Raw genomic sequence first — 13,515 nt, 5'->3', positions numbered from 1 at the left:
CTTTTACTCCTGTTCAGGATTGCGCAAATAGTATCCTACCCCGCGCCGTGTCACAATCCACGTTGGATGGCTAGGGCTGTCCTCAATTTTTTCCCGCAATCTTCTCACTGTTACATCGACTGTCCTGACGTCACCATAGTAATCGTAACCCCAAACGGTTTGTAAGAGATGTTCCCTTGTCATCACTTGGCCGATATGTTTTGCTAAATAGAATAGCAATTCAAATTCACGGTGGGTCAACTCAATCGTTTCACCGCGTTTTGAAACGATATAGGCATCTGGATGAATGGTCAGTGATCCTATCTCAATTTCATTCGTTTCAGATTCAGCATCTGCCGGTGTCAGAATTTGTTGATGACGACGTAAATTAGCCTTGACGCGGGCAATTAGTTCTCTAGTGCTAAACGGTTTCGTCACATAATCATCGGCACCCAACTCAAGTCCTAAGACCTTATCAATTTCAGAGTCCTTTGCTGTCAGCATGATAATCGGCATTTCATATTTCTTTCGTACTTCTCGGCATACTTCCATTCCATCACGTAAGGGAAGCATAATATCTAAAAGGATTAAATCTGGCTGTATTTCTTCAACCAATTCAATTGCTTCATTCCCGTCATAAGCGCAATAGACAACGTATCCTTCTTTTTTTAAGTTAAACTGGAGAATATCAGCAATTGGTTTTTCATCATCAACAACAAGAATTTTCTTTTCCATACCATTGCTCCTTTTCAATTTTTCATTTTCATCTATTTAATAAAATAGGACTAGAAGTCATAACTATACTATTTTACTGTATCATGTTATTCACATAAATTCACCTATAACCAATTGGTAAGGCTGGAAGAATAAAAAGCCTCTAGCTTTAAGCTAGAGACTCATCTTTTATCTTAAATAAGAAAGTGGGTTTACCAAGCTGCCGTTTTTATAGACTTCAAAATGCAAGTGAACACCTGTAGCATCTCCTGTAGCCCCCATAATTCCAATGGCGGAACCCTTGGAAACCTTCTGACCTACTCTAACCTTAAGCGAAGACATATGGCCATATAGAGTACGGTAACCATTTCCATGGTCAATTACAATTTTATTACCATAACCGCCTCCCCAGCCTGCAGAAACAACTACGCCATTATCAGCTGCCTTGATGGTTCTGTTGCTTGGTCTAGCAATATCAATCCCTTTGTGCATTCTTCCCCATCTAGGACCTTGCTTACTTGAAATATAACCACCAACGGTTGGCCAGGCAAAAGTACCGTCGCCGCGTGATGGGATTACCTTTGTTCCTTTGATGACAATCTCATTAACAGGCTGTTCAAGAATCGTTTCATTTACCTCATCCTTGTTTACAGTGACACCATTTTGTTCGGAAATTTTGTAGGTTACGGAGCGAGCACCGCTTTTTCCTTCTTGTTTGACCTTTGTTTTTCCTTTTAACAGAGTTTTATCCTTAATCACATTCTTTTTATAAGGAATTTCTTCCTTTTTGTTTACTTCTTTATCCACAATCACTTCAATAAACGGTTTTGGAACAGTCATATTAATGTTCTTGCCGATCTTTAGGAGTTTATCTTCAGCCAGTCCAGGATTCACCGCTAAGATGTCCGCCAGCTTCATACGGTGATCATGGGCAATGATTTCAAGTACATCGCCTTTTTGGATTGTATATTTCGTTTCTGTTAGCGTCCCTTTTTGTAAAAAGGTAACTGCTTCTTCGACTGACATGATTTTTTCTGGAACTGTATTTTCATTTGAAAATGAAACATTTTTAGAAAGTCGTACGTCTAATAAGCGAGACTCATTTTCTTTTAATGCTGGTAAGTTCGTATTGTCTGAAGCTTTTCGTTCCTTAAGTTCAGCTAATTGATCCTCAGGCACATAGTGTTGAATCAGTTTCTTCATAACTTCTTCCGCTGTCTTTTGATTCTCTACATAAGCAACTGGTTTCCCGTCAATCACAATGGCAGACGCCTCTGTTTGAAGCTGGAAGATATTTCGGATGGTCTGAACTGTTTCTGTCTCCGTTTCAGCCGTTGGAAATACTTGATATGGAACGTCTTGAATTTGCTGCATAAGATCGGTATCAGTGGCTTTTTCAGCAATGATTTTATTCACCACATTCTTATCCGTAACATTACCTATATATGTACCTTCAAGATAGACATGATAATCCTTCGATGATTCTGATGTATCAGCAAATGCAACCGGACCGTTACTAAAGGCAATCAGTGATGATGCCATGGTAGTCACAATGGTCGTTTTGAGTAATAACTTTTTTGTTTGAGATATTTTATCTAAAAATAACATTTTTCCTCCCTAAACCACGGTTAAACCCTCTTAATCTATTGTTTTTACAATTAAAGAATTCCCCAGAATTTTAGACCTTCTCCACTTTACCATACCTTTTTGTAAATAGATTAATAGTCTTTATACTGTAACAAAACTGTATAATTGCTGACATTTTTAGCAGGGAGGAATTGTTCTTTTTGGTAAAAATAAGGTATATACATAAAAAAAAGAAAGCCTGCATCTGCAAGCTTTCTTTTTTTATGGCTCAGGACGGAATCGAACCGCCGACACAAGGATTTTCAGTCCTTTGCTCTACCGACTGAGCTACTGAGCCACTTATATGGCGGTCTGGACGGGACTCGAACCCGCGACCTCCTGCGTGACAGGCAGGCATTCTAACCAACTGAACTACCAGACCAATATTAAATTGATTGTCAGCAAGGAGACCGTCCTTGCCAGCCATTTGCTGACAATCAAAAGCCATGACCCCTACGGGATTCGAACCCGTGTTACCTCCGTGAAAGGGAGGTGTCTTAACCACTTGACCAAGGGGCCATATATTGAAAGTTATTCTGCTAAGGCAAAAAACTATGGTGAGCCATGAAGGACTCGAACCTTCGACCCTCTGATTAAAAGTCAGATGCTCTACCAACTGAGCTAATGGCTCGTACTTGTTGTCGTATCGTGACGACGCTTTTTATAATAGCACGGACTTGGGACTAAACGCAATACTTTTTAAAAAAAACTTTTAAAAAAGTTTGAAGCCCTCAAAAATGAGGGCTTCATTTGGTAAGTTCAAAGTTATATTTGTCTCCACGGGCTGCGGACGACATTTGTTTGATTACGATCTGGTCCTACAGAGAACGTCGTTAATGGAATTCCAGTTAGCTGGGTCACGCGTTCTACATAATGGCGGGCATTTACAGGCAACTCGTCTAAAGTTTTAACCCCCGTAATATCCTCTGTCCAGCCTGGAAGCTCTTCATAAACAGGTTCACACTGTGCTAATACCTTCAAGCTTGCTGGGTATTCCGTAATAAGCTCACCTTTGTAGCTATACGCAGTACAGATCTTTAATGTTTCAATCCCTGTTAAAACATCAATTGAATTAAGCGACAAGTCGGTTAATCCGCTCACACGACGTGCATGGCGAACAACGACACTGTCAAACCAACCAACTCGACGAGGACGGCCAGTTGTAGTGCCATATTCACGTCCAACTTCACGGATCTGATGGCCAATTTCATCATTTAATTCTGTCGGGAATGGCCCGTCACCCACACGAGAGGTGTAAGCTTTACACACTCCAACTACATGGGTAATCTTAGATGGACCAACTCCTGAGCCAATTGTAACACCGCCAGCTACTGGATTAGATGAGGTTACAAATGGGTAAGTACCTTGGTCAATATCAAGCATAACCCCTTGAGCCCCTTCAAAAAGAACTCGTTTGCCTTCATCCAAGGCATCATTCAAGACCACGGATGTATCACAAACATACTGTTTTACTTGTTGACCATATTCATAATACTCGTCAAGGATTTCTTCTTTCGTAAATCCTGTTGTTTCATAAATACGTTCAAACAAACGGTTTTTCTCTTCCAAATTACGTTCAAGCTTCTCTTCAAACACATCGCGTTCAAGCAAGTCAGCAATTCGAATTCCTACGCGTGCTGCTTTATCCATGTAGGCTGGTCCAATTCCTTTTTTGGTTGTACCGATTTTATTCGCACCCTTACTTTCTTCTTCAACCGCATCAAGTTTTAGGTGGTATGGAAGAATGACATGGGCACGATTACTAATGCGAAGATTATCGGTTGTAATACCTTTTTCATGTAAATAAGCAAGTTCTGCAACAAGTGCTTTGGGATCAACAACCATTCCATTTCCGATGACACAAACCTTTTCTTTATAAAAAATTCCAGATGGAATTAGGTGCAATTTGTACGTTTCTCCGTTGAACTTTATGGTGTGGCCTGCATTATTTCCTCCCTGATAACGGGCGATTGCTTCGGCATTTTCAGAAAGGAAATCTGTGATTTTCCCCTTACCCTCATCTCCCCATTGAGTTCCAACAACTACTACTGATGACATATAAGGCACCTCCAAATTAAATACGCTTTACTATTTTCCACACATCATTTTACCAATTTTTATAACTAAAAGCAAACTAAACACGAACATTTCTATTAAAATGTTATATTATGTTCGTAAAGTATTAATTTATGAAACTACCTTGTAAGATTTAAATTTTTTCCATAAAATAGAATTATAGTTTTATCAAAATAATGAATAGGATGTGGAATATGCTATTTAAATCTCGCGTGGAACTATTGGAAATTACTCTGTTGCGATCATTAAATGCTCGAATGCATTTATCCGATAAGGATGTTAGTAACTATACAAGGCTCAGAAAGGGATTTGAAGGTGAGCAAAAGAGTGATCTATGGTTGGAAGGGCTCTCAGAGGATTGGCTGATCATCCATGATTTATTACTTGAATATAACAATTCTAAATTCCAAATTGATACGTTACTTATATCCCACGATAAAATTTACCCTTTGGATATAAAAAATTTTGAAGGCGACTACTTTATTGAGGATGAAAAATGGTATACGAGTACTAAAAAAGATATGAAGAATCCTGTACACCAACAGGATCGTTGTGTCATCTTACTTCGTTCATTACTCCGTAATCTTGGCTCCCATTATCCGCTTGAACCCTATCTCATCTTCATTAACTCCGAATTTCATTTATATATAACTACGATTAATCCATCTCTTGTTTTCCACTCACAATTGAACCGTTTTTTGAAAAAACTCAATACAAGACCCGTAAAACTGAATAAAGGACACTACAAATTAGCTGAACAATTAGTTGCTCTTCATATAGTAGAATCACCTTATCCACACTTACCAGCCTACCATTATGAAGATCTGAAAAGAGGAATTCTTTGTCCAAAGTGTTACTCCCTTTTTTCTAAAATTCACGGTTCTATTTTGATGTGTGGCCAATGCGGCTGTTCAGAGGGGGTGGAGTCAGCGGTGTTAAGGAGCGTCACTGAATTGGTGCTTCTATTTCCTAATCAAAAAATTACTGTAAAGATTGTTCGTGATTGGTGTGAGATTATTCAATCTGAGAAGACTATTAGGAGGATACTGGGGAAGCACTATAAACGAGTTGGGTCTAGTGTATCTTCACATTATGTCCCTTGGAATGATTAGACTGGTAACAACTCTCAAATATTATCTCTTGTTCCACTTCACAACAATAGTTGTTTTGACTAGTTACCGTTGACTTCTTTTTTTACCCTCAACAGGCATTAGTCGCCCTGACTAGTTACCGTTGAACCCTTTTTTTACTCAACGGGCATTAGTCGCCCTGACTAGTTACCGTTGAACCCTTTTTTCACCCTCAGCGGGCATTAGTCGCCCTGACTAGTTACCGTTGAACCCTTTTTTCACCCTCAACAGGCATTAGTCGCTTCCACTAGTTACCGTTGACCTCATTTTTCACCCTCAACAGGCATTAGTCGCTTCCACTAGTTACCGTTGACCTCATTTTTCACCCTCAACAGGCATTAGTCGCTTCCACTAGTTACCGCTAAACTCTTTTTTCTGCCTTCACGAGGTACCAGCAAAAAAGGCTAGCCAAATAAATTTGGCTAGCCACTACGCACCTGGAGCATCTTCATACCTTGTCTCGAGGTTGACGAACTTATTGTATTCTTTTACAAAGGCCAACGATACCGTTCCCGTTGGACCATTACGCTGCTTAGCTATAATGATTTCAATGATGTTCTTATTCTCTGATTCCTTATCATAGTAGTCATCACGATACAAGAACGCTACGATATCGGCATCCTGCTCGATACTCCCTGATTCACGAATATCGGACATCATCGGACGCTTATCTTGACGCTGTTCCACACCACGGGATAGCTGAGAAAGGGCAATAACCGGTACTTTCAGTTCACGGGCTAACTGCTTTAAGGAACGAGAGATCTCGGAAACTTCCTGCTGACGGTTCTCACCTGAACGGCCGCTTCCTAAAATTAGCTGCAAGTAATCGATTAGGATCATCCCTAAACCATGCTCTTGCTGCAAGCGACGGCATTTCGAACGAATATCACTGATGCGAACCCCTGGCGTATCATCAATAAAAATCCCTGAATTCGAAAGACTTCCCATCGCCATCGTCAACTTGCCCCAATCTTCATCAGTAAGGGAACCGGTACGAAGCCGCTGGGCATCGATGTTTCCTTCCGAACAGAGCATACGCATAACCAGCTGTTCGGCACCCATCTCAAGACTAAAAATCGCTACATTTTCACCCGTTTTTGTCGCTACATTGGCTGCGATGTTTAAGGCGAAGGCCGTTTTACCCACGGAAGGACGGGCTCCAACAATGATTAAATCATTTCGCTGGAATCCAGCTGTCATTCGGTCTAGTTCAGCGAATCCGGTGGAAATCCCCGTAATGTCTCCGACGCGGTTGTGCATTTCCTCAATATTGTCATACGTCCGAACAAGTACATCTTTAATATTATGGAAAGCACCGGCATTCTTTCGCTGCGCCACGGCCATAATATTTTTCTCTGCTTCACTTAAAAGCGCCTCAACCTCATCCTCACGGGAATATCCATCAGATGCAATATTTGTAGCCGTGCGAATTAATCTTCTAAGTAAGGATTTCTCTTCTACTATTCTCGCATAATATTCAATATTAGCAGCCGTCGGAACAGAGGCGGCCAATTCCCCTAAATAACTAACTCCGCCTGTATCTTCAATCAGTTTGGCAGCTGAAAGTTCCTCTGTTACCGTTACAAGGTCAACTGCTTTCCCTTGATCATTAAGAGTAAGCATCACGTTAAATATTTTTTGGTGGGCCGCACGATAAAAATCCTCAGGGATTAAAATTTCAGAAGCTAGTACGAGAGAGGAAGGCTCTAAAAAAATAGCCCCTAAAACGGCCTGCTCGGCCTCAATATTTTGTGGTGGCATGCGATCTGCATATAAGTCATTCATATATCAAAAACCTCCTATCATGAAGAGGATGATTTATTATTATCAAAAACTATCATTTCCCTAAAAACAAAAGAAAAAAGTGACCAGTTAAAACCGATCACATCGCGTTGATTACTTTCCTATTCTATCATGTTCCTGAACCATTTCACATTGGAAAATTTTTATTTTACTTCAGTCACAGAAACAGTTAATGTCGCAACCACATCGTGATGCAGTTTCACTGGAACCTTTGTATGGCCAAGCGTACGAATTGCATCTGCTAATTCCATCTTACGTTTATCGATTTTGATCCCATGTTTCTTTTGTAATTCTTCTGCAATTTGCTTTGTTGTAATAGAGCCAAATAAGCGGCCGCCTTCACCTGCTTTAGCAGTTAATTGAACCGTGATTTGATCCAATACTTCTTTTAATTTTTGGGCTTCCGCTAATTCTTCCTCTGCTTGCTTTGCTTCCTTCTTCTTTTGAGCATCAAGCGTACTGATATTGGCATTATTCGCTTCTTTCGCTAAACCTTGTTTAAGAAGGAAATTATGAGCATAACCGTCTGCTACATTCTTAACTTCACCTTTTTTCCCTTTACCTTTTACGTCTTTTAAGAAAATTACTTTCATTCCTTTTTCACTCCTTCAAAATATTCATCTATTGCTAGCTTTAATTGGTTTTCTGTTTCTGCAATTGATAAACCAGTCAGTTGTGTGGCTGCGTTCGTCAGATGTCCGCCGCCTTTTAGACTTTCCATGATGACTTGGACATTGATGTTTCCAAGCGATCTTGCACTAATGCCAATCACGCCTTCACTGCGTGCTGAAATAACAAAGGAGGCAATCACACCATCCATTGTTAATAAGGTGTCTGCTGCTTGGGCAATAATCACTTGATCATTGAACTCATTTTCTGTGCCTTTCGCAATGGCAACCCCTTCGCGGTAAAAGATGACAGACTCAATTAACTTGGACCTCTTAATATATGTATCCACATCTTCCTTCAAAAACTTTTGAACGAGGATGGTATCTGCTCCGTGTGCTCGTAGATAGGAGGCCGCATCAAACGTCCTTGAGCCTGTTCTGAGGGTAAAGCTTTTGGTATCCACGATGATTCCTGCTAAGAGGGCCGTCGCTTCAATCATTTCAATTTTACCTCGTTTTGGCTGATATTCAAGGAACTCTGTCACTAGTTCTGATGTCGAAGAGGCATAAGGCTCCATATAAACAAGGAGGGGATTGGCAATAAAATCTTCACCGCGGCGATGATGATCAATGACAACCTTATTGTCAATTTTATTGAGAAGCCGTTCTTCAATGACCATGGACGGTTTATGCGTATCAACGACAACAAGTAAGGTCTTATCCATAGCAATTTCCAGCGCCTCTTCTGATCCAATAAAGTGGGCAAACAACTGCTCTTGCTGTCGTATTTCTGCCATTAACCGTTTAACTCCATTTTCCATGTCCTGCGTGTTGACAACGATATAGGCATCTTTCTGATTCATTTGTGCAACTTTAAAGATACCAATGCTGGCACCAATCGAATCCATGTCCGGATTTTTATGACCCATGATAATCACTTTATCACTGGCGATAATTAAATCCCTTAAGGCATGTGAAATCACTCGTGCTCTGACTCTCGTGCGCTTTTCAATTGGATTGGTTTTGCCGCCATAAAACTTCACCTTACCGCTTTGCAATTTAATCGCTACTTGGTCTCCGCCTCTGCCTAAGGCCAAGTCCAAGCTTGATTGGGCTAACCCACCTAATTCTGGCAGGGAAGTTACTCCAGTTCCGACACCAATACTTAAGGTAAATGATACATTTTGCTTAGAAGTCATTTCTCTGACTTCATCAAGAATAGTAAATTTCCCTTTTTCTAGCTTTTGGAGAATTCCTTCACTGAACACAGCAATAAACCGCTCGGAGGAAATTCTTTTTAAAAATATCCCATTATCTTGGGCCCATTTATTAAGGATAGACGTCACCAAATTATTGATGCTGCCACGCATTTGGTCATCCATTCCCTGGGTAAGGTCATCATAATTATCTAAAAAGATAATTGAAATAACCGTCCTGTCATTGTGATACATTTTCTCGATTTCTTTTTGTTCTGTCACATCAAAAAAGTATAAGAGCCGTTCCTCACGTCTATGGATGACGCGGAATTTCCGTTCATGAAGGGTAATAATCTCTGTTTCTACTTCCTGTTTAATTAGCGGTATCAGGGTATCGGCGACATCATACAGTGATCTTCCCACCAAGGTATCCTGATCAAAACAAGAGGCCAGGAATGGATTGGTCCACTCAATATAATACTCATCATTAATGAGCATAATCCCGATTGGCATTTCCATCAGCGCCTCTTCACCAACTCGTTTTACGCGGTAGGAAAGAGTTGAGATATACTCTTCCATTTCTTTTCGTTGGCGCCGATCGACCATAAACATATAGTAAATAGGGAAAAACATTAATAATAGCCCTGCTACACTTAATATCCTGTTATATAAATACAGGACAATGAGCAGTACCACTGTGACAGCAATTAACCCATAAAAAGGGTAACGAATGGACCGCTTTTCTAAAAATGCAGGCAAAATTTTCAGCTCCTAGTCGTGAATCTTACTCTTTCTTTTCAAATTGCTTCCGAAAGTTAAAGCCTAAATCAGTAATGCCTAATAACATTATTATATAACGGACCAACGGAATCATGAAAGTAAGAATTACTACAAACACGCCAAGTCCCTTCGCAATGGACTTTTGGTGGAAAAGAAAAAATAAAAGCGCAACTCCCTGCAAGAGGATAAACGTCTCTAATACCGATCTGGCATTGACTAAAGCAGAATATATGTAAGTTCCCTCCTGTGGCTGAAATAAGAGCATTGCTCCCAAGGAAATTAAATAGTACCACAAAAGACTTTTAGGGAGGTCAAGATTTCGAAAATGGCCCCATGGCTGCACATTCACTCCAAATCTCTTGGCAATCGGAAAACAAACCCATTGGATCATAAAAGTTAGCAACACAGATGCAAAAATAAGCGCACTTGGAGCTAGCGTTGTGATTTGTTTTAGCATGAGGGCATTTTGCTCTTTTATACGTTCAAGTTGGTCTTCTCTACCCATTGCCTTCAGCATTTCCTCAGAGGCTTTAACTGATTCATTTAAGGCCACTGTTAGTTCATGGATAATATCTATTTTCATAAAAGCAACGACGACACCATACATAATGACTAGACCAACCAGAAGCGTGAGCGAATTAGCGATCAGTATGAACGTCCGACTCTTGCCTTTTTGGAGCAAATAACCTATCAGCACACCAGCCAACCCATAAATAAGCATAAAACCTAACCCCATCAACGAACCGGCAATAAACGAAATAAAAATGGCTGCTACCACGAAAGCGGCAATCAGTTTCAGACTATTTTTAAAAGCAAAGATAATAAATGGAAGCGGCAATACCAGGTTTACAATCGCCCCAACAACGGGAACGTAAATGCTTATTAATAGCAGCGCAGCAAAAGCCGCCAAAAGGATAGCACCCTCCGTTAACTTGCGTACATCTTTCACACTTTCACCCCTAAACATTTACAACACTAATCTTTATTTTACCCGAGATATTCATTTCGACACAAGTTTACGAGTATAAGAAAAAGGCAGCAGGGAGAACCCTTACTGCCTTTTTCATCTATTTATTATTCACCTGCAACAAATGGAAGTAATGCCATTTGACGTGAACGTTTGATTGCAACTGTTAATTTACGTTGGTATTTAGCGCTAGTACCAGTTACACGACGTGGTAAAATCTTTCCACGCTCAGAGATAAATTTCTTAAGTAGATCTACATCTTTATAGTCGATTTTAGAGATACCATTTGAAGTGAAATAGCACACTTTACGACGTTTTGCGCGACCGCCTTTACGTCCTCCTGCCATGAAAATTCCCTCCTTTTTCAATATTGATATTATCGTTCAATTAAGGTTGGTTAGAATGGAAGGTCGTCATCGGAAATATCAATTTGACCATTACCAGCAAACGGATCCTCGTCCATTCTTGTGTAACCTTTATTCGTGTTTTGATTTTGACGTTGATTCTGATTGCCACCGCCATAAGAATTACCTTGTGGTTCCCTTGGTGGAGCACCGAATTGGTCGTAATCGCTTCTTCCACCGCCGCCAGATGCGTTTCTAGGTTCTAAGAACTGAACACTTTCTGCTTGAACCTCTGTAACATAGACACGTTTACCATCTTGTCCTTCATAGTTGCGGGTTTGAATTCGGCCATCGACACCTGCGAGGCTTCCTTTTTTCAAGAAGTTCGCGACATTTTCAGCTGGTTTACGCCAAATCACACAGTTTATAAAGTCTGCTTCACGTTCACCTTGCTGATTAGAAAATGTACGGTTAACTGCTAAAGTAAAGGTAGCAACAGGGACCCCATTTGGTGTATAACGCAAATCAGGATCTTTTGTTAAACGGCCAACAAGTACGACACGATTCATCATCAGAATCAACTCCTTTTTATTTGGAAAAATGTTCCACGTGAAACATTTCTACCAAGATCTATATTAAGCGTCTTCTCTAATTACTAAGTGGCGAATGATATCTTCGCTGATTTTTGCAAGACGAGAAAATTCTTGTACTGCAGCAGCTGAAGATGTTGTTTTAGTGATTTCGTAGTATCCGTCGCGGAAATCGTTGATTTCATATGCTAAACGACGCTTACCCCAATCCTTTGTTTCAGCAGTTTCCGCACCGTTTTCAAGAAGAATTGTATTAAAACGCTCTACAAGAGCCTTTTTAGCTTCATCTTCAATATTTGGGCGGATGATGTACATGATTTCGTACTTATTCATCACAGTCACCTCCTTTTGGTCTAAACGGCCCGTTTGGGCAAGGAGCAATTATTAATTACTCACAAGTTGAAATTATAGCATACAAATAAAATAATTGCAATGTCATTCACAGAAATGAGATTTTTCCAGTTTTGTGCTGGTATACTTGCATGGTTCTTTTTACTAATAATAAAAGCTCTGCAAAGTGTGCAGAGCTTGAACTATTATACGTTAAAACGGAAGTGGATGACGTCGCCGTCTTTTACTTCGTATTCTTTTCCTTCGAGGCGGACTTTCCCCGCTTCTTTGGCGGCTGTGTGACTGCCGGCAGCTAGTAGGTCATCATAGGAAACTGTTTCGGCACGGATGAAGCCTCGCTCGAAATCAGAGTGAATAACTCCAGCACATTGCGGAGCTTTCATTCCTTTTCTGAATGTCCAGGCGCGAACTTCTTGAACACCTGCAGTAAAATAAGTAGCTAAGCCTAATAAATGATAGGCAGCACGGATTAACTGATCAAGACCAGATTCTTCAATCCCTAGCTCTGAAAGGAACATTTTCTTTTCTTCACCTTCGAGTTCAGCAATTTCCTCTTCAATTTTTGCACAAACAACGATAACTTCGGCATTATCGGCAGCCGCAAATTCGCGTACCCGTTGAACATATTCATTATCAGATGGATCAGCAATATCATCTTCACTTACGTTAGCCACATAAAGTACAGGCTTAATCGTTAAGAGGTGAAGTCCTTTGACAAGTTTCATTTGCTCTTCAGTAAAATCAACAGTACGTGCTGGTTTCTCTGCTTCAAAGGCATCACGCAGCATCGCAAGCACTTCGAATTCAGCTGCTGCTTCCTTATCCTTTTGCTTAGCTAATTTTTCGACGCGGCTAATCCGCTTTTCTACTGATTCCATGTCGGCAAGAATTAACTCTAAGTTGATGACCTCAATATCATCGATTGGATCCACTTTTCCTGATACATGGGTAATGTTTTCATCAGCAAAGCAACGAACTACTTGGCAAATTGCGTCAACCTGGCGGATATGTGAGAGGAATTTATTCCCTAAACCTTCCCCTTTGCTTGCTCCTTTAACAATCCCAGCAATGTCAGTAAATTCAAAAGCGGTTGGAACGGTCTTTTTTGGTTGGACCAGTTCCGTTAATTTTTGGAGACGGTGGTCAGGTACCTCAACGATACCGACGTTTGGGTCAATCGTACAGAAAGGGTAATTGGCTGATTCTGCCCCTGCTTGGGTAATTGCGTTAAATAAAGTAGACTTACCAACGTTCGGCAATCCTACGATACCAGCTGTTAATGCCATTTATTTCACTCCTCAAAAAATAAGATCTATTTTAAATAAAATTAGTTCCAATAATAAAAAGACAA

Annotated in this window: 12 protein-coding genes and 4 tRNA genes; 1 reads left to right on the top strand and 15 read right to left on the bottom strand. The window is 40.4% G+C overall.

Annotated elements, in window-relative coordinates; all coding sequences use genetic code 11:
* Positions 1–3: 3 nt before the first annotated feature.
* From yycF to BR30_RS0128870, 7 genes are all read right to left on the bottom strand, one after another.
* Positions 4–714 (bottom strand): response regulator YycF, encoded by a 711-nt coding sequence (yycF, locus tag BR30_RS0128900; protein WP_026568075.1) that lies wholly within the window; start codon positions 712–714, stop codon positions 4–6.
* 168 nt (positions 715–882) lie between these two features.
* A complete protein-coding gene (locus BR30_RS0128895) occupies positions 883–2,301 on the bottom strand; it encodes a peptidoglycan DD-metalloendopeptidase family protein (RefSeq protein WP_026568074.1) in 1,419 nt (472 codons plus the stop codon).
* 243 nt (positions 2,302–2,544) lie between these two features.
* Positions 2,545–2,617: transfer RNA gene (locus BR30_RS0128890), tRNA-Phe, on the bottom strand.
* Between the two features lie 7 nt (positions 2,618–2,624).
* Positions 2,625–2,701 (bottom strand) — tRNA-Asp (locus tag BR30_RS0128885).
* Between the two features lie 65 nt (positions 2,702–2,766).
* Positions 2,767–2,838 (bottom strand) — tRNA-Glu (locus tag BR30_RS0128880).
* Positions 2,839–2,874: 36 nt separating this feature from the next.
* Positions 2,875–2,950 (bottom strand) — tRNA-Lys (locus tag BR30_RS0128875).
* A gap of 134 nt (positions 2,951–3,084) precedes the next feature.
* Positions 3,085–4,377, bottom strand: coding sequence for an adenylosuccinate synthase (locus BR30_RS0128870; protein ID WP_026568073.1), 1,293 nt, complete (start codon positions 4,375–4,377; stop codon positions 3,085–3,087).
* Positions 4,378–4,589: 212 nt separating this feature from the next.
* Between BR30_RS0128870 and BR30_RS0128865 the strand changes: the two genes are divergently transcribed.
* The gene (locus BR30_RS0128865; RefSeq protein WP_026568072.1) at positions 4,590–5,507 is read left to right on the top strand and encodes a nuclease-related domain-containing protein; all 918 of its coding nucleotides are present in this window, start codon (positions 4,590–4,592) and stop codon (positions 5,505–5,507) included.
* Between the two features lie 447 nt (positions 5,508–5,954).
* Here the strand turns inward: BR30_RS0128865 and dnaB are convergent, their stop codons facing one another.
* The 8 genes from dnaB to ychF form a co-directional block, all read right to left on the bottom strand.
* Positions 5,955–7,310, bottom strand: a complete 1,356-nt coding sequence (gene dnaB, locus BR30_RS0128860; protein ID WP_026568071.1) for a replicative DNA helicase — start codon at positions 7,308–7,310, stop codon at positions 5,955–5,957.
* A 161-nt stretch (positions 7,311–7,471) separates the two neighbouring features.
* Complete coding sequence (gene rplI / locus BR30_RS0128855) at positions 7,472–7,921, bottom strand: 50S ribosomal protein L9 (RefSeq protein ID WP_026568070.1); 450 nt, start codon at positions 7,919–7,921, stop codon at positions 7,472–7,474.
* On the bottom strand, positions 7,918–9,891 hold the full coding sequence (locus BR30_RS0128850) for a DHH family phosphoesterase (protein ID WP_026568069.1): 1,974 nt from the start codon (positions 9,889–9,891) through the stop codon (positions 7,918–7,920). The genes rplI and BR30_RS0128850 overlap by 4 nt, the downstream gene beginning before the upstream one ends.
* 25 nt (positions 9,892–9,916) lie before the next feature.
* Positions 9,917–10,861, bottom strand: coding sequence for a YybS family protein (locus BR30_RS0128845; RefSeq protein ID WP_026568068.1), 945 nt, complete (start codon positions 10,859–10,861; stop codon positions 9,917–9,919).
* 125 nt (positions 10,862–10,986) lie between these two features.
* On the bottom strand, positions 10,987–11,226 hold the full coding sequence (gene rpsR / locus BR30_RS0128840) for a 30S ribosomal protein S18 (RefSeq protein ID WP_026568067.1): 240 nt from the start codon (positions 11,224–11,226) through the stop codon (positions 10,987–10,989).
* A 50-nt stretch (positions 11,227–11,276) separates the two neighbouring features.
* Positions 11,277–11,795, bottom strand: a complete 519-nt coding sequence (ssb, locus tag BR30_RS0128835; RefSeq protein WP_026568066.1) for a single-stranded DNA-binding protein — start codon at positions 11,793–11,795, stop codon at positions 11,277–11,279.
* A 63-nt stretch (positions 11,796–11,858) separates the two neighbouring features.
* Positions 11,859–12,146 (bottom strand): 30S ribosomal protein S6, encoded by a 288-nt coding sequence (gene rpsF / locus BR30_RS0128830; RefSeq protein WP_026568065.1) that lies wholly within the window; start codon positions 12,144–12,146, stop codon positions 11,859–11,861.
* A gap of 203 nt (positions 12,147–12,349) precedes the next feature.
* Positions 12,350–13,450 (bottom strand): redox-regulated ATPase YchF, encoded by a 1,101-nt coding sequence (gene ychF / locus BR30_RS0128825; protein WP_026568064.1) that lies wholly within the window; start codon positions 13,448–13,450, stop codon positions 12,350–12,352.
* Positions 13,451–13,515: the final 65 nt, after the last annotated feature.

Source organism: Bacillus sp. UNC41MFS5 (genome assembly GCF_000686805.1).
Note: the sequence above shows the minus strand (reverse complement) of the source record. Positions and strands in the feature narration are given on the sequence as shown.

Bases quoted from the DNA above. Each gene is read 5' to 3' on its own strand.
- yycF (WP_026568075.1), bottom strand. From the start codon at position 714: ATGGAAAAGAAAATTCTTGTTGTTGATGATGAAAAACCAATTGCTGAT.
- BR30_RS0128895 (WP_026568074.1), bottom strand. From the start codon at position 2,301: ATGTTATTTTTAGATAAAATATCTCAAACAAAAAAGTTATTACTCAAA.
- BR30_RS0128870 (WP_026568073.1), bottom strand. From the start codon at position 4,377: ATGTCATCAGTAGTAGTTGTTGGAACTCAATGGGGAGATGAGGGTAAG.
- BR30_RS0128865 (WP_026568072.1), top strand. From the start codon at position 4,590: ATGCTATTTAAATCTCGCGTGGAACTATTGGAAATTACTCTGTTGCGA.
- dnaB (WP_026568071.1), bottom strand. From the start codon at position 7,310: ATGAATGACTTATATGCAGATCGCATGCCACCACAAAATATTGAGGCC.
- rplI (WP_026568070.1), bottom strand. From the start codon at position 7,921: ATGAAAGTAATTTTCTTAAAAGACGTAAAAGGTAAAGGGAAAAAAGGT.
- rpsR (WP_026568067.1), bottom strand. From the start codon at position 11,226: ATGGCAGGAGGACGTAAAGGCGGTCGCGCAAAACGTCGTAAAGTGTGC.
- ssb (WP_026568066.1), bottom strand. From the start codon at position 11,795: ATGATGAATCGTGTCGTACTTGTTGGCCGTTTAACAAAAGATCCTGAT.
- rpsF (WP_026568065.1), bottom strand. From the start codon at position 12,146: ATGAATAAGTACGAAATCATGTACATCATCCGCCCAAATATTGAAGAT.
- ychF (WP_026568064.1), bottom strand. From the start codon at position 13,450: ATGGCATTAACAGCTGGTATCGTAGGATTGCCGAACGTTGGTAAGTCT.